Raw genomic sequence first — 20,316 nt, 5'->3', positions numbered from 1 at the left:
GTTCAGCCGGAACTTGCGCTCCGGGGTCGAACGCCAGCCCTCACCGTTGTAGGAGCCCTTGAGCGAGGCGATGACGAGCAGCCCGTCGTCCGCGCAGCCGTCGTTGAACGTCTCCTCGGTGATGAACAGCAGCTTGCCGTTCCCCCACCTGCGGGGTCGGCGGCCTGGTCGCGGGTGCGGCCCACGGCGCGGTAGCTGTTGTGCATGAACGAGGAGTTGGTGGTGGCCTCGTCGAGACCGCCGCCCGCGTACGGGACGGGGTCGTGCGCGGTGGCCCTGCGCCACCTGTGCTTCAACGGATCGTAGTGGCGGCCTTCGGTGTAGTAGCCGCGGACGCCGCCGCGCCCGGACGCCCACGCGACGCCGTCGGAGTCCACCTGGATGTCGTGCGTGTAGTCGGTCTTCCCGTCGTTGCGGCCCGTGTCGATGGGGTCCTTGTAGACCTTCGGCCTGGCCGGGTTGCGCACGTCGGTGACCCAGACGGGGCGCCCGCCCCAGTCCGCGGGCATCCAGTTCGCCTTCGCGGGGCCGCCCGTCCACAGGTACCGGCAGTCGTTCACGCAGGTCGTCGTGTGGCCCGCGGGGACCTTCACGTAGGTGATCTGCCGCAGGCTCTCGGGCTTGGCCGCGTCCACGACGTAGACGCCGGACTCGCCGGTGGAGGTGTTGCCGCCGAACGCGCGCGGGTCCCGGGACAGGTAGATGATCTTCCGCTTCGGGTCGAAGTCGGTGTCCTCGGTCTCCCACATGCCGGGCATGTTGAGCTGGCCGACCAGCTTCGGCGTGCGGGGGTCGGCGGTGATGTCGTACGCCTTCAGCCCGAACTGGCCGGTCGCGTACATGATCGTCCGCTTGTGCCGGCCGTGGCCGTAGTCCATGAACATCAGCGAGATGGCGCCCTTGGCGTCCGGCACGCCGCCGACGCGCTCCACGCCCTTGACGGCCCCGTCGTCCTTCGCGGCCGCCTTCGCGACCCCGCGGTGGTAGTGCCCGGAGTGCCCGCCGAGGTCGCGGCCCTCCGACTGCGCCTCGGCGCCCTTCCCGGCACTCGACGCCTGCGGATAGCCGGGCTCGGGCGGGCAGGCCCAGGCGGTGCCCGCCATCAGCGCCAGGGAGGCGGCGACCGCGCCGGCGCCCTGGGCCGCGCGTCTCGTGCTGACAGGTTTGCGGGGCATGGCGCCTCCACTTCGAGCGAGTCTACGCAGCGCCCAGTGTGAACACCGGGACGGCCATGATCAATGGGCGACGAGTCACGAATTGGCCTCAGGAGCGTCAGCACATGTCGTTGCTGTCACAGGTGGCGCGGCCGGCCTTCCGCGCTCCGGGGACGTGCCGTACTCTCACCGGCGACCGCCGAGCCGAGGAGTGGCCCGTTGAAGAGCGCCCAGCGCACCGCCGCCCTCCTCGCCGGCGCGGTGGCCGTGGTCGCGGCGCCCGTCGTCGCGATGAAGGCGCTGAGCGACCCCGCCGACCCCCGCGTCCTGGTCGGCGCCGCGCCGCCCGCGACGCTGCTGCCCGGCGACGTGCGCGACGCGTCCGGGCGGATGCTCGCGGGCGCGGTGTGGACGGGCCTGGTGGCGTACGACCCGGCGAGCGGCGCCCCCGTCAACGCCGCCGCCGAGTCGGTCACCAGCCCGGACCGGCGGGTCTGGACGGTGCGGCTGCGGCAGGGCGGCAGGTTCCACGACGGCACGCCGGTGACGTCCAGATCGTTCACCGGCGCGTGGACGGCCGTGCTGAGCGAGGGCTGGCACGGCGCGTCCCTGTTCACCGACGTCGCCCGGGTGAAGGGCGCGAAGGCGCACGGCAAGGACGTCGCGGGGCTGAAGGTCAAGGACGACCGGACGTTCGAGGTGACGCTCGACCGCCCGTTCAACGGCTTCCCCTCACTATTGGGCGACCCGGCGTTCCTGCCGATGCCCGACGGCGTCCTGCGGTCGCGGGACTGGTCGTCCTACGCGCGCCTCCCGATCGGCAACGGCCCGCTCCGCGTGCGCGCGCACGACGGCCGCCGGATCGTTCTGGAACGCCTGTCCGGCGGCCGTTCGATCGTCGTCAAGGCGATGCCGGACGCCCGCCAGTACGCGGCGGTGGAAGCGGGCGACCTCGACATCGCCACCGCGGTACCGCCCAACCGGCACGAGTCGATGGACTCGGATTTCCGGGGCCGCCACCTCGCGGTCCCCGGCCGCGCGCTGACCTACCTGGCGTTCCCCGCCTGGGAGGCGCGTCTCTCGTCGCCCTCCCTGCGCCACGCCATCTCGATGGCGATCGACCGGAGCGCCGTGACCGAAGGAGCACTCGGCCACCAGTACTCCCCTGCCAACTCGTTCGTCCCGCCCGGAATCATCCCCGGCCACCGCGAAGGCCAGTGCCGCCACTGCGTGCACGACTCCGCCGCCGCCATCTCCGCCCTCAAGGACGCGAACGGCCTGTCCGGCCCGTTCCCCTCTGGTACCAGTCGAACTCCGGTGACGACGCCTGGGTGAAGGCCGTCGCAGACCAACTCCGCAAGGAACTCGGCCTGGACACGCGCCCGAACCCCGTCCCCGACCTCCCCGCCGCCCTGAACACCCACAAGGTGAACGGCCCGTTCGTCGTCCACTCAGAGGCGCCCTACCCCGCCCCCGTCGCCGCGCTGGCCCCCCTCCAGAACGCCGTCCCCGGCCTCGACGACTACACCACCGACCTGATCTCCGAGGCCGAACGCGCCCCCACCCCGTCCGAAGGCGTGATCCCCGCCCGCCTCGCGGAGACCGCCCTCCTCCGCGACATGCCCGCGATCCCCCTCTGGTCGGCCCACGCCCACCTGGTCTGGTCAGAACGCCTCCGCGGCGTAACCGCCAACGCCTTCACCGGCCTCAACCTCCCCCACCTAACCCTCAAGAACTGACACCATCCCCGCCGCCCACTCATCCGCGACGCACCTCACACCGTCTCCAAGAAGCAGCACCCGTCACGCCTTACGATGTCCCGAAGCGCGGACCCGCATTCGCCGGTGCTCCGGTGACTGGACCGCCCCAGGCAGCTCGGAGGCTCTGGAACGGCCCGGCGAGATCCACGAGGCGCCTCCAGGTATGGTCGGCCGGTTCAGCGCCATTCACCCGTCTCCGACCGACAGATATCCCGAATGAACATGATCATAGATTTCGAGCGGGAGGGCCGGGGAAATCTCCTGCCCAACGGAGAACCCGTCGATCTGGCCACGGCCGACTCGGGAAACCTGCTGTACTCGCTGTTCCCCGGCAGGCTCATTTTGCGGTCGGGATCAGTGGATCTCAGCACTGCCGGTAGCGAGTCCGGTCACCTCAGCCTGCTCAACGTCGTAACCTATTTCCCACGCGCCTTCTCCGATGCCATCGCCAAAGGACGCGGCAGCGTTCCGTTCTTCGACCAGGACGACGTAGTGAAGATCATCGTCACCGATGTCGAGGTCCAGGTGACCCGCACCTACGGCGACGGGGTCATCCACCAGCAGACCCGAGTTCTTCACCGCACTGTGGAGCTTCCTCAACACCAGCCTGACCCGCCTCACTGAAGACCATCCGGAACTGCTGAACAACACCGCATTCCTTGACCTGCTCTTCGGGGAGTCGGCCCCGGGCTCTACCAGAAGCGTCATAGCGAGAATCTGAAGGAACCCGCCCTCGTTCTCAAGCGACAAGGCCAGGCCACCCTTGCCCAACGGCGCGTCAAGCGACCGGACCACGGCCGCGCCGGAAGAACTCCTGTGTTCGTTGTTCCCCGGCTCGCTCATTCCCCGGTAACCGGTCGGCTTCCGGCCAAGTCCTGATCACGCACGGGCGGACACAAGCCGCCCGGTCCCTCGGCTATGAAGCCGTGGTGTTGCACACCGACCACAAAAGCGATCAGCGCGGCCTCTCACTTGCCCGAGTAGACGGGGAACTCGCTGTGCTCGCCGTAGTCCCGGGCCTCCAGGCGCTGCAGCGCAGCCATGTCCGCCTCCGAGATCTCGAAGTCGACCTCTGCGTTGGAACGCATGTGGTCGGGGTCGGCGGTCTTCGGCAGCGACACGGTGCCCAACTGGAGCGTGTAGCGGATGCACAGCTGGGGGACGGTCACGCCGTACTTCTCGGCCATCGCCGCCACGTCCTGGTTCTTCAGCATCTCGCCGTGGGCGATCGGTGAGTACGCCTCGACGAGGATGCCCTTCGACTCGCAGTAGGAGATCAGGTCGGACGGGGTGTTGCCGACGTGGACGAGCAGCTGGTTGACGTGCGGAGCGACCGTACCGGAGGCGAGGATGTTCTCCAGGTCCTCCTGGAGGAAGTTCGAGACGCCGATGGAGCGCAGCTTTCCTGCCTTGTGCGCGTCTTCAAGGGCCCGCCATGCCTGGCGGTTGCCCTCGGCGTAGGGGACGCTCGCGGTGCGCACCCCTTCTCCGACGCCGCGCTCGTTGCCGTAAGCCTGGGCGGTGTCGATGTTGCGGTAGCCGGTCTCGACGGCCGCACGGACTGCGCCGGCGACCTTGTCGTCATCGATGAACCACGTGCCGAGCCCGATCCTGGGGATCTCGACGCCGTTCGACAGGGTGTACGTCTCCTCCAGGATGCTCATGCGTTCTCCCCGTTCCCCAGTGCGCCGTACACCTCGTCGGTGACCGGTTCGAGCCATTCGTTGCCGACGTCCTCGCCCGGCGTGATGAAGGCGACGTGGGAGAACCACGAATCGGCCTTCGCGCCGTGCCAATGCTTGGTTCCGGCCGGCACCCGGATCACGGTCCCGGGCTCCATGCCGACCGGGTCCTCGCCCTCCGCCTGGTACCAGCCGCTGCCCGCGGTGCACAGCAGGATCTGGTCTCCGCCTCCCGCAGTGCCGTGGTGGATGTGCCAGTTGTTGCGGCAGCCCGGCTCGAAGCTCACGTTGCTGACCGGGACGCTCCCGCCGGTCAGCGGGGCCAGGTAGCTCTGCCCGACGAAGTACTGCGCGAACGCGTCGTTGGGCTCCCCGAGAGGGAAGATCTGGTCGAAACCACTGTCGGTCATATTCGGTGTCTCCTCAGTCGACCCGCCGCCGAGCATCAGCGTCTCGACCACGAGCAACTCCCCGCCTGGTCAGCAGGAACTCGAAGTCGAGCGCGTCCGGCAGGTTGCGCAGGCATGCCTTGTAGGCGTCCGGCACCCTGCCGGTGGGACCTCGGCCACCCACTCCCGCGGCGGCCGCCTGCGGGGTGCGCATGTTGTCGCCGATGATCTTCCCGCCGAGAACGGTCGTCATGCGGCGGAACACGAAGCGTCCGGTACTTGGGTGCTGGCGTCCGCTCAGGGTCGGGGAGCGGGCTGCGGCGTTCGTCGGCGCGCGTGGACGGCGAGTTCGTCGACGGGTCTATATGGGGATTGGTCTTCGGCCGTTCACAAGGGCCGTCTCAAGCGGGAGGGGCGGGGAGCGACGGAATACGCCCTTTCCAGTCTTCCAGGATCGACTCCGCGTCCCGACGAATCTCCTCTTCCGTATCGCGAACGGCGACGGACGCCAGTGTTTCCCGGTATTCCGGCCAGTCCGCGTATGCCATGGCCCAGACCGCGGCAAGCCGAACGCCCTTGTAGCGGCTTCCGGACGCCTTGATGACACGCTCAACGATCGACTGGTCCGCCGAAGCGGGGGAGATCGCCGCGAGGAGCCGCACCGCGCGCTCCTTGTCGGCCCCGTAGACACTCGCGTCGAACTGGAAAAGGGCCTCGTCAAGGGACCATGTGTCGAGACCGGCACTGAGGCGGGTGAGTTCGCGGTCGGGGTTGCCGTGCCGGCTCATGGCCATCATGTACCGCTCGCCCAAGAATTCGTCCACGATGTAATGCATCGACACTCCCGCCCGTGCCGCCCATTTCTTTTCGAAGAAGAAGCCCTTCTCTGGGTCCCGCTCGACGGTGCCGAGCACCGTCCAATCCCGGGCGTCGGCGAACGCGTTGACATCGGCGACCCCCACATGGTCTTTGAGTACCAGCCTGCGGCTCCGGCGAGGCGTCTCGTTCATCATGGGCCCTTCGTTATCTCTGACACGGCGAGCGGGATCGGAGCTTGCACTGTGGAGGATAGGGAGCCGGCGACCGCCGCATACCGACTCCCGCCGCAGTGCCGCGCCAGCCGTTCCATCGCTGCCAAGCTGTCCTCCGCCGCCCACTCGCCCGCAGCAATACGGCGCACCAACTTATCGGCCACGTTCGCAGTATCGCGCCGAGCCCGCGCACCCTCGCGAACAAGCGTGTCGAAGCAAGTCGCCACGGGCCCCTCACCATGTCACCAAGAATCAGCCGCCGTCATGTCCGGCCCGTCCCAACGGCAATGAGAGGCCGGGCCCCCACCGTGGTGTGTGGAGTGCATACCGTGGGAATTAGGCCGCGTCAACATGGGCGAACACCGAGGCGAGCCGCCGCGCGGCGGGCACCGATCCGCGATTCTCTCTACAGGTCGTACGTGCCGGACTTCACGCGCTCGACGAAGCCCCGCCACGGAGAGTGGGAGGGACAGCAGGGGCCCGCTGGGGCCTTGCCGTCCCTGACCACCACAGACCCCGGGATCGAGGCGATCTCCACGCACGCGCCGTTTGCTGGCTGCGCAAGCTGGTACGCCACACTGCACGGGTAGTTCTGGAGGGTTCATCCCGCCCCTCCCCTGACGGTCGCCAAAGTTTGTAAATCGTTGCATCAAGCACATCTCGGGTTTCGTCGGGGCTGAGCGCGACGGCTCGCAGATGATCGAAAGCGGTGGTGTACTGCGCGACCTCCTCGGGCTTGTCCACCCAGAGGTTTCCGCCGATCGTCTCCATGTAGACCACATCGACGTCGGTAGCCCCGGGGAAAGCCGAGGTGGATTAAAGAGCCCGTCGTCCCGGGGTGCGCTCCAACCGGGCCGCGTCCCGGTCGGGGATTGCTGCTGGTCGATGGCCTGTCAGACCGGTGGGATTCCTGGTGTGAGGCGGCCGGGGGCCACACGGTGTGGTTCGAGGTGGACGGGTGAACGGCCCGTACGGCTGGCCGGGCGGGTGAGGTCTCGTCAGGCTGTGGTCTGGGGCGGGGGTGGGTTATCCACAGGCCGGGGTTTGGGTTTCGGGTGTCGGAGGTGTCCGCCATCATCGGGTCCGTGACGACGAGCGGGCCGGGCGGATCGGGCGGGACGGGGGACGGCGTGGGGTGGAGGAGAGCGGTGGAAGGGCGCGGCAGGTCGTTCTGGAGGGGTGCTTGAACGGATCACCTATGCGAACGAGGAGACTGGGTACACCGTCGCGCGGGTCGCCACCGAGCGCACGGGGCCCGACCTGCTGACCGTGGTCGGGACCCTGGCGGGGGCGCAGGCGGGCGAGAGCCTGCGACTGAGCGGGCGCTGGCGGTCGCATCCGAAGTACGGGCGGCAGTTCGAGGTCGACTCGTTCACCACCGTGCTGCCCGCGACCGTGCAGGGCGTCCGCCGCTACCTCGGCTCGGGGATGATCAAGGGGATCGGGCCGGTGATGGCCGACCGCATGGTCGGTCACTTCGGCGTCGACATCCTGCGGATCATCGAGGAGGAGCCCGCGCGGCTCGTCGAGGTGCCCGGCCTCGGCCCGAAGCGGACCAGGCGGATCGCCGACGCCTGGGAGGAGCAGAAGGCGATCAAGGAGGTGATGGTGTTCCTCCAGGGGGTCGGCGTCTCAACGTCCCTGGCCGTGCGCGTCTACAAGCAGTACGGCGACGCGTCGATCGCGACGGTGCGCCGCGAGCCCTACCGGCTGGCCGCCGATGTCTGGGGCATCGGGTTCAAGACCGCCGACACCATCGCGCGGGCCGTCGGCATCCCGCACGACAGCCCCGAACGCGTCCAGGCGGGCCTGCGGCACACGCTGTCCGAGGCCGCCGACGACGGCCACTGCTTCCTGCCCGAGCCCAATCTGATCACCGCCGCCGAGCAGATCCTCGACGTCCCCCGCGAACTGATCGGCCCGGCGCTCGACCGGCTGGCGGCGGACGAGGGCGTCGTGCGCGAGCGGGTCCCGGTGCCCGGCGACGAGGCGGCCACCGTCCCGGCCGTCTACCTCGTGCCGTTCCACCGGGCCGAGCTCTCCCTCGCGCGCGGGCTGCGCGACCTGCGCGACGCGCGGGACGACCGGCTCGCCGCGTTCGCCGGCGTCGACTGGGCCCGCGCGTTCGGCTGGCTCAAGGGCCGCACCGGCACCGCCCTCGCCCCCGAGCAGGAGGAGGCGGTCAAGCTCGCGCTCACGTCCAGGGTCGCCGTCCTGACCGGCGGGCCCGGCTGCGGCAAGAGCTTCACGGTGCGGTCCGTGGTCGAGCTCGCCGCCGCGAAGCGCGCGAGGATCACCCTCGTCGCGCCGACCGGCCGCGCCGCCAAGCGCCTCGCCGAGCTGGCCGGGCACGAGGCGTCCACCGTGCACCGCCTGCTCCAGCTCCAGCCGGGCGGAGACGCCCGGTTCGACCGGGACGACCCGCTCGACACCGACCTGGTCGTCGTGGACGAGTGCTCCATGATCGACCTCGTCCTCGCCAACAAGCTGGTCAAGGCCGTCCCGCGCGGCGCGCACCTGCTGCTGGTCGGCGACGTCGACCAGCTTCCGTCCGTCGGCGCCGGCGAGGTGCTCGCCGACCTCCTCGCCGCCGAGGCCGTTCCCCGCGTACGGCTGACGAAGATCTTCCGCCAGGCGGAGCGGTCGGGCATCGTCGTCAACGCCCACCGCGTCAACCGCGGCGAGCACCCCCGCACCGACGGCTTCCCCGACTTCTACCTGTTCCCCTGCGACGACGCCGAGGAGACCGCCGCGCTCACCGTCGACGTCGTCGCCGACCGCGTCCCCCGCAGGTTCGGCCTCGACCCCCGGCGCGACGTCCAGGTCCTCACGCCCACGCACCGCGGCCACGCGGGCGCGGGCGCCCTCAACCTGCGACTCCAGGAGGCCCTCACCCCCCACCATGACTCCCGTCCCGAACGCCGCTACGGAGGACGCGTCTACCGCACCGGAGACAAGGTCATCCAGCTCCGCAACAACTACGACAAGGGCGCGGCGGGAGTCTTCAACGGGACGGTCGGCACCATCACGTCCGTGTCCCTCGAAGACCACGCCCTGACGGTCCTCACCGACGAGGAGGAGAGCATCGACTACGCCTTCGACGAACTCGACGAGCTCACCCACGCGTACGCCATCACGGTCCACCGCTCACAGGGCAGCGAGTACCCCGCCGTCGTCATCCCGATCACCACCGCCTCCTGGACGATGCTGCGCCGCAACCTGCTCTACACGGCCATCACCCGCGCCAAGAAGCTGGTCGTCCTCGTCGGCTCCCGCCGCGCGCTCGCCGCCGCCGTCCGCACCCCCGGCGCGGGCCGCCGCCACACCTCCCTGACCCACCGCCTCACCTGATGCTCATGCCCCACTTGCGACCACGTGGGGCTGGATCTGCCAGGGGTCGTGGGCGGAGATCGTGTCCAGGGCGTTCGCCAGGACGAGGGTGCGGAGGCGGTCGACGTTGGCGAGGCGCAGGTCGCGGTCGGTCTCGGCGTTCGCCTGCACCAGTTCCATGAGCGGGTGGGTGCGCGGCTCGGGGCGGTCGATCTCGGCGTGGTGGAAGTACGCGTCGCCCGCGTGGACGAGCCAGCGGCCCCCGTCGTTCACGGCCACCCCCGCGTGGCCGGGCGAATGCCCGCCGAGCGGCACCATCAGGACGTCCGCCGAGACGCCTTCCAGACCGCGCACACCCGCGAAGCCGAACCAGGTCTCGCCGCCGTCCGCGTACGTGACCCAGTCCGGCCCGTGGGCGAGTTGGGGGTTGTCGCGGGGCGTCGCGTCGAGTTCGGCCGCGCGTACGTGCACGCGTGCACGGGGAAAGTCGCGCAGCCCGCCCGCGTGGTCCTGGTGCAAGTGGGTGAGCGCCACGTGCCGTACGTCGGCGGGGTCGTACCCCAGCCGCGCCACCTGGCGGACGGCCGTCTCCTCGACGTCCAGGACGGGCGCGGCGAAGGCCGTCCACTCCTCGCCGAGGGTCTCGGCGGGGTGCGCGATGTCGTACGTCCCGATGCCCGACTCGACGAGCACCAGCCCGTCCGAGTCGGTCTCGATGAGCAGGCAGTGGCAGACCGCCCGCATGGGGGCGCCGTCGCCGTCGACGGGCTCGATCTCCGCCAGCGAACCGCAGTTGAGGTGGTGGACGCGCATCGGTCTCCCTTTCAAGCCCGTGGCACCAGCTCGGCGAGCCGCGCGGTGACCGTCCTGATGACGCCGGCGTCGCGCCGTACGCGCGCCAGCATGACCGCGCCCTGGAGCGACGAGAGGACGAGTTCGCCCACGTCGCGGGAGTCCGGGACGCCCCAGCCGCGGAGCGCCTCGGTGATCCCGTCGAGCCAGTCGCCGTAGGCGCCCTCGCAGGCCGTACGGATGGGCTCGCTCGCGGCGGACGTCTCCAGCGCAACGGTCGCGACAGGGCACCCCTTGCTGAAGTCCGACTCCTCCAGGGCGCGCGCGAAGTACTCCCCCAGCGCGACGATCCCCGCCCGCCCATCGGACGCCTCACCCGCCGCGGCCCGCAGGGCCTGCGCCAGCTCCCGGCCCGACAGCGCGACCGACTCAGCGGCGAGCTGCTCCTTGCCGTCCGGGAAGTGGAAGTACAGCGACCCCTTGGGCGCGCGACTCTCCGCGAGCACCTGCGTGAGCCCGGTCCCGTGGTACCCCTGCCGCTGGAACAGCTCCGCCGCCGTACGCAGCACCCGTTCACGCGTCTCTCCCCGTCCGGCCATGCCCAGCAGATTAGACCGACCGGTCCACCTACTTCAAGACGGACCACCCCGCCCCGCGGAGCACACCGAGCCGAGGACCGCCGACCGGATCGACCGGGGGCCGCGGGCCGGACCGACGAAGGACCGCGGGGCGGACCGACCGGACCTGCCAGCCGGACCGACCGGGGCCCGCGGACCGGATCGACCGGGGGCCGCGGGCCGGATCGCGCGGGATCCGCCCACTGGCCCGAGCGGGGGCCGGTGGTCGGATCCGGCAGTGGCGCTGGATCTCGCGGTGATCGCGGCGTACGGTCCGGGCGCGGCACCGTACGGCCAGAGCGACCTGCACCGCACGGACGGTGCGGACTGCATCGCACGGCGGGCACGGACTGCGCCGTACGGGCGGTCCGTACCGCTTCGGGCGGCGGGTGCGGACTGCGCCGCACGGCGGGGCGGTCTGCGCCGCACGGCGGGGCGGTCCGCGTCGCACGGCGGGGCGGGCTGCGCCGCGCAGACGGTGCGAACTGCGTCGGGCGGGCGGTGCGATCTGCGCCGGGCGGCGGGGCGGGCTCCGCCGTTCAGACGGTGCGGATGCGCCGTACGGCAGGCATGGACTGCGCCGTACGGACGGTGCGGACTGCGTCGCACGGCGGGTGCGGGCTGCGCCGCACGGCGGGTGCGGACTGCGCCGTTCAGACGGTGCGGACTGCGCCGTACGGACGGTGCGGACTGCGCCGTACGGCAGGCACGGACGGCGCCGTACGGGCGGTGCGGACTGTGTCGCACGGCGGGGCAGGCTGCGCCGTGCCGCCGTGCTGGTAGCGTCCCGGCCGTGACCTCGCGTCCGGGTGGAGGACCGAGGAGGGCCATGAAGAGCGTCATCGCGATCGCCGGAGCCGTCGCGGCCGGTGCGGCACTGGCCGTGTCGGCCGTACCGGCGGGGGCCGCCCCGCCGCACACGCGCCCGGAGGGAAGGGACCGACCATCTCCAAGGAGGCGTTCGGCAGGCTGCCCGACGGCACCGCCGTGGACCGTTACACGCTCGCGAACGGGCGGGGCGCGCGGGTGCGGATCCTGACGTACGGCGGGATCGTGCAGACGCTGGAAGTGCCCGACCGGCACGGCCGAAGCGGCAACGTCGTGCTCGGGTTCCCGACGCTCCAGGACTATGTCGACAAGAACGGCGGCCCGTACTTCGGGGCCCTGATCGGCCGCTACGCCAACCGGATCGCGAAGGGCCGCTTCACCCTGGACGGCAAGCGCTACCAGCTCGCCGTCAACAACGGCCCCAACAGCTTGCACGGCGGGCTGAAGGGGTTCGACAAGCGCGTGTGGAGGGCCGAGCCCGTCCGGACGAACGGCACCGTCGGCCTGCGGCTCGACTACACCAGCGAGGACGGCGAGGAGAACTACCCCGGCACCCTCGACACGACCGTCACCTACACGCTGACCGGCGACAACGAGCTGCGGATCGGGTACCGCGCGACGACCGACAAGGCCACCGTCGTCAACCTGACCAACCACTCCTACTTCAACCTCGCGGGCGAGGGCACGGGCGACGTGTACGACCACCGCCTCCAGCTCGACGCCTCCCGCTACACCCCGGTCGACTCCACGCAGATCCCCACGGGTGCGCTGGACCCGGTCAAAGGCACGCCGTTCGACTTCACGCGTCCCGCGCGATCGGCGAACGGATCCGCGACAACGACCCGCAGCTCCTCATCGGACACGGCTACGACCACAACTTCGTCCTCGACCAGCGCCGACCGGGGACGCTCACCCGAGCGGCCCGCGTGACGGAGCCGCGCACCGGCCGCGTCCTGGAGGTCAGCACGACGCAACCGGGCGTCCAGCTCTACACGGCCAACTTCCTGGACGGCACCCTCGCCGGAACGAGCGGACGCGTCTACCGCCAGGGCGACGCGTTCTGCCTGGAGACCCAGCACTTCCCCGACTCGCCCAACCACCCGGCGTTCCCGTCCACCGTCCTGCGCCCCGGCGAGACGTTCGAGGCCACCACGGTCTACGCCTTCTCAACCCACTGAGGAGCTGACCCACCACCCCGGCCCCCGCCACCCCGCCGGACGAGAACGGCGAAAACTAGGCGGAAGGCGCGCGGCCACGTTTCGTACAGGGCGTGCGGGAGCGGTCGGTCACCTCTCTAACGGGACGTACGGCAGCGGGGATTTCCTTCCGAACGGGCCGTACGGGGAGGCGGGCGGTCGCCTGCTGGCCGGGGCGCGCCGAGGACGGGCGATCACCTCACGGACAGGGCGTACGGCGGCGGGCGATCCCTTCCGGACGGGCTGTATGAGGAGGCGGACGGTCACCTCTCGGACAGGACGGCGGCGACGGGCGATCCCCTCCGGACGGGACGTCCGGGGAAGCGGACGGTCACCTGCCGGTCTGGCGCGCCGAGGGCGGGCGGTCACCTCTCGGACGGGGCCTACGAGGAGGTGGGCGATTCCTTCCGAACGGGACGTACCCGGGAGCGGGCGGGCTCGGGCGGGCCCCGTAGAACGGGGGGTCAGCGGGTGGTCATGGTGGTGAGGGCTTCGTGGGCGGTGTGGCGCGGGGTCCAGCCGAGGGCGCGGCGGGCGCGGCCGGTGTCCATGATCATCGGGTGCCGGACGGCGTGGATCCACTCGGCCTTGGCCGGGACGAGCGGCAGCGCGTCCACCAGCGCGGACGCCACGCCGACCAGTTCGGACGGGACGGGGACGGCGTAGGCGCCGACCGCGCGGGCGAAGTCCGCCATGGTGATCTCGTCGTCGGCGGCGAGGTTGTAGGCGCCGGGCGGGCCGTCCCCGGCGGCGGCCGCGACGACGGCCGACGCCACGTCGTCGTGGTGGACGAGCTGGAACCGCACGCCCGGATCGGGGATCACCGGCCGCAGCCCCGGCACGAGTCCGAGGGCGCGGCGCAGCGGCTCGGGGACGTACGGCGCGGCCTGCTCCCACGGCAGGTTGCGCAGCAGCACGGTCGCGTCCGGTCCGGCCACGATGCAGGGGCGCAGGACGTAGACGTCGAGGCCCTCGGTGGTCTCGGCGAGGAGCCGTTCGCAGGCGGCCTTCTGCGCCGAGTAGTAGTGCTCGGACGACCCTCGCACCGGGACGTCCTCCGTCAGCGGGGCCGGGTTGTCGGCGTGGTAGCCGTACGCGGCGACGGAGGAGGTGTAGACGAGGCGTCCGGGACGTTCGGCCGCCGCGGTCGCCTCGAACACGTTGCGGGTGCCGTCGAGGTTGACGCGGCGGCTCTCCTCGCGCGTGCCGAGGATGACGTACGCGAGGTGCACCACGACGTCGGCGGCCCCGACCAGGGCGTCGACGGCCCCGCGGTCGAGGATGTCGCCCTGCCGGTACTCGGTCTTGCGCCAGCCCCGGGCGGCCGGGTCGAACGGGCGGCGCGCCATGCCGAGCACGCGCGCGACCCGCTCGTCCGCTTCCAGCGCGCGCACGACGGACGTGCCGATCTCTCCGGTGGGGCCGGTCACCGCGACGGTCAGTGCCATGGCGGGCTCCTGAAGGATGCGTTGGCCCGGGCCCGGATGCCCGTGACCGCGAAAGACGGCCGAAGAGGCCGCCCCGGTCGGAGGAGGCCCCGGTCGACCCACCCCTGACCCCGGTCGGAAGAGGCCGCCTCGGTCCGGAGGAGACCACCCGGCCGGAGGTCCCAGGCCGGAGGCCCCCGGCCGGAGGTCCCCGGCCGGAGGTCCCCGACCGGAAGTTCCCGACCGGAAGTTCCCGGCCGGAGGCCCCTGTCGGAGGCCCCCCGTCGGAGGAGACCACCACCCGGCCGGAAGTCCCCGGCCGGAGGTCCCCGGGTGGAGGGGCCGCCGCGGCGGGGCGGTTCGCTCGACCGGGGTCAGGGGTGGGTCGACCGGTTCGGGGTCGTACCCGCCGAGACCTCCAGCACACCCGTCTCGGTGACCAGGGCCGACACCAGGCGGGCGGGGGTCACGTCGAACGCGGGGTTGAAACCGCGGGCGCCCTCGGGGGCCGTGCGCGCGCCGTCCCAGGTCAGGACCTCGTCCTCGGCGCGCTCCTCGATCGGGATGGCCGCGCCGTCGCGGGCGGTGAGGTCCACGGTGCTCCAGGGCGCCGCGACGACGAACGGGATCCCGGCGTCGGCGCAGGCCAGGGCGACTCCGGCGGAGCCGACCTTGTTGGCGGTGTCGCCGTTGGCGGCGATCCGGTCGGCGCCGATGACCGCGACGTCCACCAGGCCCCGCAGAACGGCTCCGGCGGCGGCGGCGTCCGCCTGGACCAGGTACGGGACGCCCGCGCGTTCCAGCTCCCAGGCGGTGAGGCGGGCGCCCTGGAGCAGCGGCCTGGTCTCGTCCACGTGGACGGTCCGGATCCGGCCGCGCGCGTGCAGTTCGCGGACGACGCCGAGTGCCGTTCCCCAGCCCGCCGTGGCAAGCGCTCCGGCGTTGCAGTGGGTGAGGACGCGCAGCGGCCGGTCGCCGGTGCGGGCGAGGATCCAGTCGGCGCCGTACGCGCCGATCGCCCGGTTGCCGCGCACGTCCTCGTCCAGGAGGGCCTGCGCCTCGGCGGCGACGGCGTCCGCGCCGTCCGCGGCGAACGGCCGCACCCGGTCGACGCCCGCGGCGAGGTTCACGGCCGTGGGACGGGCCTCGCGGATCTCCGCGATCGCGGCGTCCAGCCGCGCGCCGTCCCAGCCCTCCCGTTCGGCCTGGCGCAGGGCGATGGCGACGCCGAACGCGCCCGCGACGCCCAGCGCGGGCGCGCCCCGGACGGCCAGCCTGCGGATCGCGTCCACCAGCGCGCCGACCGTACGGACGTCGAGGAGTTCCAGCCGTTCGGGAAGCACCGTCTGGTCGATGAGCCGGAGCCCCTCGCCCGTCCACGCGACGGCCCGCACGTCACCTTCCATCCCCCGATCCTATGAAACCCCCCGTTCGGTAACGGCGGGAGAGGTCAGGGGTCGTCGGGCTTCGGGGCGGGCGGGAACGATCTGCGGGGGCGTTGCTCCGGGTCGGCGGCGGGACGGGTCGCGGCGGCGCGGAAGGCGTCCTCGCCGACCTTGGAGATCAGGTGGTCGCGGGTGCGGCGGGCCAGTTCGCGGGCCTCGGCGAGGCCGACGCCGGCGAGGACGCCGTTCCGCTTGACCACGTCGCCGTCCACGATGACCGTGTCCACCCGTTCGGGCGCGCCCTGCCAGACGACGTGCGCGATGGGATCGACGCCGTACGGGACGGCCGACTCGGTGTCGGGGCGCAGCACGACGAGGTCGGCGCGGCGGCCCGGGGCGACGGTGCCGATCGCCGACGCGTGCCCGACGGCGCGGGCGCCCGCGAGGGTGGCGGCGTCCAGGACGTCCCGCGAGCGGAGCCGGTTGACCGGGTTGATGTGCCCGGCGCGGTGCGCGAGGGAGTGCTCGCGCCCCCGGTCGGCGGCCAGCGCGGCGCGCATCGCGGCGAACAGGTCCGGGCGGAGGCGCGCGTCGGAGTCGGTGCCGAGCGCGACGGGGACGCCGAGTTCGCGCAGCGGGGTGATCGCCGGATAGCCCTGCCCCTGGCACAGGTTGCCGAGCGTCGCCATGACGGCGGTCCCGCCGGAGTCGGCGATCGCGCGCGTCTCGTCGCCGGTCACCGCCACGACGTGCACGTAGGTGTTGGTCGGGCCGAGGAAGCCGTGCTTCTTGAGCTGCTTGAGGTAGACCTCGTTGCCCCACCCGTACTGTCCGGCGTGCGAGTAGACGGGGATTCCGTGCTCGTGGGCGAACGCCCAGGCGCGGCGTTCCGGGAAGCCGTCCGCGAGAGTCGGGTCGATCGCCACCTGCATGGTCAGCCGTCCGGTGCCGCTGCCGAGCCGCTGGTGGAGCTCCTTGACGTACGCGGTGGGCACGTAGTTCTGCGGCGAGGCGAACGCGTCCGCGTAGACGTACCGGGCGCGGATGCCCGAGTCCCGCAGCGCGTCGATCGCGGCCTCGGCGTGCTCGGGCGTACGGGACGCGTCCGACCAGTCCGCGAGGGTGGTCACGCCCGCGTCGAGGTGCTCGACGGCGGCGGCGAGGTTGCCCGCGTAGACGTCCTCCGGCCGGACGTGCGGGCCGAACGCGCCGAACATCCACGCGAAGTGGTCGGTCAGCGTCCACTCCACGCCGACGCCGCGCAGGACGGTCTGCCAGCCGTGCCGGTAGGCGTCGATCAGGCCGGGCAGGACGATCGTCCCGTCGGCGTCGATGACCCGCGTCCCCGGCGCGACCTCGATGCCGGGCGCGACGGCCTCGATCGTCCCCTCCCGGACCAGGACGTCGCCGCGCGGGAGGACGCCGAGGGACGGGTCCATGGTGATGACCGTCCCGCCGCGCAGGAGCAGGGGTCGTTCGTCGGTCATGAGGGTCGTTTCCGTTCGTCCGGGTTCGCGGGTCTCTCCGACCTCTTCACCGCCGGTGGCGCTGCGCGAATCGTCGCGCCGCGAGTCATTACCCGCGGGTGCCCATCATTTGGTGACCAGCGTCACATCCGCGGGGTGGCGGGGCTTCGCCAGGCCCCTGCACCCAAGGCTTCCCGGCTTCCCCGGCTCGCGCCGCGATCGCCGCGATGACCTGCGACGACTTGACATGAGTCGAACCTGTGTTCGACATTGTCGGGGGAAGGTGCGGACCCGGTCGGGCGAGACGTGGAGGGAGGCACCGTGCCGGAGGCGGCGCTCACGGACGCGGTCCCCGGCCGCCCGGCGGCCCGGGCCACGGCGCCCGGAGGCCCGGCGCCCGGAGGCCCGGCGTCCGGCGGGTCGGCGTCCGGCGGGTCGGCGCTCGCGGGCGTGGCGGCGGGGCTCGACGGGTTCGTCGGGGACGTTCCCGGTCGCGACCTCGTGCCGGTGCTTCCCGCGCTCCGCGACGTGGTGCCGGGCGGGGGGCTGCGGCCGGGATCGGTCCTCGGGCTGGACGGACGGGGCGCGGCGTCGCTCGGCGCGGCGCTGGTCGCGGGCGTGTCCCGGCACGGCGGCGAGGAAGGGACGGGAGGCTGGTGTGCGGTGGTCGGAATGCCTGACTTCGGGGTCGCGGCGGCCACCGGCATGGGCGCGTCCCCCGAACGGCTGCTGCTGGTGGACGAGCCGGGCGAACGCTGGCCGGACGTGGTGGCTGCGCTGGTCGAGGCCGTCGAGCTCGTCCTGGTCCGTCCGCCGGAACGGCCCCCGGCCACGGCCGTACGACGCCTGTCGGCGCTGGCCCGCAAGCACGGCTGCGTCCTGACGCTGTCCGGCCCGCACGCGCGCGAGTGGCCGGGCACGCGGCTGCGGATGCGCGTCGAGGAGGCGGAGTGGGAGGGGCTGGGCGACGGCCACGGCCGCCTGACCCGCCGCCGCGCGCGCGTGGTGGCCGAGGGCCGCGACGCGCCCGGACGGGGCCGCGACGCGTGGCTCTGGTTCCCCGGCCCGGACGGCGGCGTCTCCCCGGCGCCCGACCCGGCGGCGGAGTCCGGAACGCGCCGTCCCCGCCTCGAAGTGGTCGGACGTCCCGCGCTGCCGAACGGGACGGAGGAGATCGCGTGACCAGGGTCCTCGCGGTGTGGTGTCCCGACTGGCCGGCGACGGCCGCCGGAGTGGACGCGGCGACGCCCGGCGCGGTCGTCCTCCAGAACCGGGTCGTGGCGTGCACGGCGGCGGCGCGGGCCGAGGGCGTGCGCCGGGGCCAGCGGCTCCGCGACGCCCAGCGGCGCTGCCCGGGGCTCGCCGTGCGCGAGCGCGACACCGACGCGGAGGGGCGGCTGTTCGAGAGGGTCGTCGAGGCGGTCGCGGAGCTGGTGCCGAAGGTGGAGGTGGTGCGGCCGGGGCTGTGCGCGATCCCGGTACGGGGCGCGGCCCGGTTCTACGGCGGCGAGGAGGCGCTGCGCGTCCTCGTCCAGGACGCGGTCGTGGAGGCGGGCTTCGACTGCGGCTCGGGCATCGCCGACGGCCTCTTCGCCGCCGAACTCGCCGCCCGCGGCGGCCCCGGGACGCTCGGCGGGGAAGGGGGGCTGGTCGTTCCGGAGGGCGAGGCGGCGGCGTTCCTGGCGCCCTACCCGCTGGCGGTGCTCGACCGGCCCGAGCTGGCCGATCTGCTCGGACGCCTCGGGATCCGCACGCTCGGCGCGTTCGCCGCGCTGCCGTCCGGGCACGTCGCCGGGCGCTTCGGCGCGGACGGCGCGCTCGCGCACCGGCTCGCGCGCGGCGAGGAGCCGCGCCCGCTCGCGCCTGCCCGCGCGCCCGCCGACCTGTCGGTGCGCGCGGACTTCGACCCGCCCGCCGCGCAGGCCGAGCAGGTGGTGTTCACCGCCAAGCGGCTGGCCGGCGAGCTGCACGAGGGACTCGCGGCGGGCGGGCTGACCTGCGTCCGGCTGGAGGTCGAGGTCGGCTTCGCCGACGGCCGGGTCCTGCGGCGGCTGTGGCGCCACGACGGCGTGCTGTCCACGCTCGCCATCGGCGAACGCGTCCGCTGGCAGCTCTCCTCGTGGCGGAGCCGTCCGGCGGCGGGCGCCGACCCAGAGGGCATCGAGGCCCCGGCGGACGACGGCGCGGTGTGGGGCGGCGTCACCTGGCTGGAACTGGCGCCCGACCAGCTCGTCCCCGACGAGGGCAGGCAGGAGGGCCTGTGGGGCCGGACCGGCGTGACCGAGCGGATCTCCCGCGCCGCCGACCGCATCCAGGCGCTGCTGGGCCACCGCGGCGTCACCCGCCCCGTCCTCGTGGACGGCCGCGCCCCGGCCGAGCAGGTGATCAAAGTACCGGTCGGCGACCTCCCGCCCGCCGGCCTACCGGACGGCCCATGGCCCGGCCGCGTCCCCGCCCCGTCCCCCACCACCGTCCCACCCGCGCCCCACCCGTCCCTCTCACCCCTACTACTTCGAACGCCACGGTCAACGCGAACACCACGGTCAACACGAACGCCACGGCCAGCGCGAACGGCACAGTCAACGCGGACCGCACGGCCAGCACGAACGGCGCGGTCAACACGGCTGGCCCGAACGGCGCGAAGCGCGCGGCCAGCGCGAACGGCACGGCCAGCCCGAACGCCACGGCCAACGCGAACGGCTCGGCCAACGCGAACGGCTTGGCCAACGCGAACGGGGCGCCCAACGCGAACCGCGCGGCCAGCGCGACGAGCCCGAACGGCCCGAACGGTGCGGACGGCCCGGACGGCCCCCACGGGCCGGACGGTCGTAGGAGCCTGGTGGTCGGGGAGGACGGTGGGGCGGTCGTGGTGTCGGCGCGGTGCGCGGTGTCGGCTCCGCCGGCCTGGGTCGCGGTCGGGGCGGGCCCGCGGCGCGGGTGGCGGGCTGGACGGGGCCGTGGCCCGCGGACGAGCGCTGGTGGGACCCGGAGCGGTCGCGGCGGCGCGCCCGGTTCCAGGTGGTGACGGACGGCGGCGCGGCGTACCTGCTGGCCGTCGAGGGGGCCGCTGGTACGTGGAAGGCGGATATGACTGATCATCGCCGCTCTCATGCGCGTTTCTGGTGCGTTCTGCCCATGTGGGGGAACGATGGGGTGGGATAATCCGCCGGTCCCGTGGCGGGAGTTCGAGCGCAGGCTCTCGTGGGGCCGGGACCCGGAGCCGGGCGGACGGCCGCAGGATCGCCATCGGCCGCGCCGT

General features: G+C 72.7%; 17 protein-coding genes and 2 pseudogenes. 7 read left to right on the top strand and 12 right to left on the bottom strand.

The features are described from left to right. Positions 1 to 2: 2 nt before the first annotated feature. A complete protein-coding gene (locus GEV43_RS35465; protein WP_160825151.1) occupies positions 3 to 1,175 on the bottom strand; it encodes a hypothetical protein in 1,173 nt (390 codons plus the stop codon). A 198-nt stretch (positions 1,176 to 1,373) separates the two neighbouring features. On the opposite strand from GEV43_RS35465, the gene GEV43_RS35460 reads away from it, so the two are divergent. The 3 genes from GEV43_RS35460 (at position 1,374) to GEV43_RS35450 (ending at position 3,538) form a co-directional block, all read left to right on the top strand. Further along, positions 1,374 to 2,489: an ABC transporter substrate-binding protein gene (locus GEV43_RS35460; RefSeq protein WP_160825150.1), complete on the top strand. Its 1,116-nt coding sequence runs from the start codon at positions 1,374 to 1,376 to the stop codon at positions 2,487 to 2,489. After that, a complete protein-coding gene (locus tag GEV43_RS35455) occupies positions 2,486 to 2,893 on the top strand; it encodes a hypothetical protein (protein ID WP_160825149.1) in 408 nt (135 codons plus the stop codon). The genes GEV43_RS35460 and GEV43_RS35455 overlap by 4 nt, the downstream gene beginning before the upstream one ends. Before the next feature lie 243 nt (positions 2,894 to 3,136). Beyond that, a complete protein-coding gene (locus GEV43_RS35450; RefSeq protein ID WP_160825148.1) occupies positions 3,137 to 3,538 on the top strand; it encodes a hypothetical protein in 402 nt (133 codons plus the stop codon). A 344-nt stretch (positions 3,539 to 3,882) separates the two neighbouring features. On the opposite strand, the gene GEV43_RS35445 is transcribed toward GEV43_RS35450, so the two are convergent. From GEV43_RS35445 to GEV43_RS56590, 6 genes and pseudogenes are all read right to left on the bottom strand, one after another. After that, positions 3,883 to 4,578 carry an aldo/keto reductase gene (locus tag GEV43_RS35445; protein WP_160825147.1) on the bottom strand — a complete coding sequence of 232 codons (696 nt, stop codon included), beginning with the start codon at positions 4,576 to 4,578 and terminating at the stop codon, positions 3,883 to 3,885. Then, positions 4,575 to 5,006, bottom strand: a complete 432-nt coding sequence (locus tag GEV43_RS35440) for a cupin domain-containing protein (RefSeq protein WP_160825146.1) — start codon at positions 5,004 to 5,006, stop codon at positions 4,575 to 4,577. Before GEV43_RS35440 ends, GEV43_RS35445 begins: the two co-directional genes overlap by 4 nt. Positions 5,007 to 5,019: 13 nt before the next feature. Continuing rightward, a complete protein-coding gene (locus tag GEV43_RS35435) occupies positions 5,020 to 5,238 on the bottom strand; it encodes a hypothetical protein (protein ID WP_160825145.1) in 219 nt (72 codons plus the stop codon). A 148-nt stretch (positions 5,239 to 5,386) separates the two neighbouring features. Continuing rightward, positions 5,387 to 5,998, bottom strand: a complete 612-nt coding sequence (locus GEV43_RS35430; protein ID WP_160825144.1) for a hypothetical protein — start codon at positions 5,996 to 5,998, stop codon at positions 5,387 to 5,389. Between the two features lie 424 nt (positions 5,999 to 6,422). Continuing rightward, positions 6,423 to 6,593, bottom strand: coding sequence for a DUF397 domain-containing protein (locus GEV43_RS56595; protein ID WP_160825143.1), 171 nt, complete (start codon positions 6,591 to 6,593; stop codon positions 6,423 to 6,425). A gap of 83 nt (positions 6,594 to 6,676) precedes the next feature. Continuing rightward, positions 6,677 to 6,802: pseudogene (locus GEV43_RS56590) on the bottom strand (Scr1 family TA system antitoxin-like transcriptional regulator); the annotation flags it as partial. 393 nt (positions 6,803 to 7,195) lie between these two features. Between GEV43_RS56590 and GEV43_RS35420 the strand changes: the two are divergent. Continuing rightward, positions 7,196 to 9,367, top strand: coding sequence for an ATP-dependent RecD-like DNA helicase (locus GEV43_RS35420; RefSeq protein WP_160825142.1), 2,172 nt, complete (start codon positions 7,196 to 7,198; stop codon positions 9,365 to 9,367). A 3-nt stretch (positions 9,368 to 9,370) separates the two neighbouring features. Here the strand turns inward: GEV43_RS35420 and GEV43_RS35415 are convergent, their stop codons facing one another. Both GEV43_RS35415 and GEV43_RS54245 read right to left on the bottom strand, forming a co-directional pair. Further along, a complete protein-coding gene (locus GEV43_RS35415; protein WP_160825141.1) occupies positions 9,371 to 10,159 on the bottom strand; it encodes an MBL fold metallo-hydrolase in 789 nt (262 codons plus the stop codon). An 11-nt stretch (positions 10,160 to 10,170) separates the two neighbouring features. Next, positions 10,171 to 10,737 (bottom strand): TetR/AcrR family transcriptional regulator, encoded by a 567-nt coding sequence (locus tag GEV43_RS54245; RefSeq protein WP_160825140.1) that lies wholly within the window; start codon positions 10,735 to 10,737, stop codon positions 10,171 to 10,173. A 1,005-nt stretch (positions 10,738 to 11,742) separates the two neighbouring features. Between GEV43_RS54245 and GEV43_RS35405 the strand changes: the two are divergent. Then, positions 11,743 to 12,761: pseudogene (locus tag GEV43_RS35405) on the top strand (aldose epimerase family protein). 482 nt (positions 12,762 to 13,243) lie between these two features. On the opposite strand, the gene GEV43_RS35400 reads toward GEV43_RS35405, so the two are convergent. The 3 genes from GEV43_RS35400 to GEV43_RS35390 all read right to left on the bottom strand — a co-directional run bounded on the left by GEV43_RS35400 (position 13,244) and on the right by GEV43_RS35390 (position 17,078). Continuing rightward, positions 13,244 to 14,227 (bottom strand): NAD-dependent epimerase/dehydratase family protein, encoded by a 984-nt coding sequence (locus GEV43_RS35400; RefSeq protein ID WP_160825139.1) that lies wholly within the window; start codon positions 14,225 to 14,227, stop codon positions 13,244 to 13,246. Positions 14,228 to 14,580: 353 nt separating this feature from the next. Beyond that, a complete protein-coding gene (gene mtnA, locus GEV43_RS35395; RefSeq protein WP_160825138.1) occupies positions 14,581 to 15,612 on the bottom strand; it encodes an S-methyl-5-thioribose-1-phosphate isomerase in 1,032 nt (343 codons plus the stop codon). Positions 15,613 to 15,656: 44 nt separating this feature from the next. After that, entirely contained in the window at positions 15,657 to 17,078 is a 1,422-nt protein-coding gene (locus GEV43_RS35390; protein ID WP_160825137.1) for an amidohydrolase family protein, read from the bottom strand. Between the two features lie 300 nt (positions 17,079 to 17,378). Between GEV43_RS35390 and GEV43_RS55430 the strand changes: the two genes are divergently transcribed. Further along, complete coding sequence (locus GEV43_RS55430) at positions 17,379 to 18,239, top strand: hypothetical protein (protein ID WP_309240104.1); 861 nt, start codon at positions 17,379 to 17,381, stop codon at positions 18,237 to 18,239. Then, a complete protein-coding gene (locus tag GEV43_RS35380; RefSeq protein ID WP_175250959.1) occupies positions 18,236 to 20,152 on the top strand; it encodes a DNA polymerase Y family protein in 1,917 nt (638 codons plus the stop codon). The genes GEV43_RS55430 and GEV43_RS35380 overlap by 4 nt, the downstream gene beginning before the upstream one ends. The last annotated feature ends 164 nt before the right edge of the window (positions 20,153 to 20,316 follow it).

Origin of the sequence: Actinomadura sp. J1-007 (genome assembly GCF_009793335.1) — a bacterium.
Taxonomy (GTDB): domain Bacteria; phylum Actinomycetota; class Actinomycetes; order Streptosporangiales; family Streptosporangiaceae; genus Spirillospora; species Spirillospora yumaensis.
This window is presented reverse-complemented; position numbering and strand designations above follow the sequence as displayed.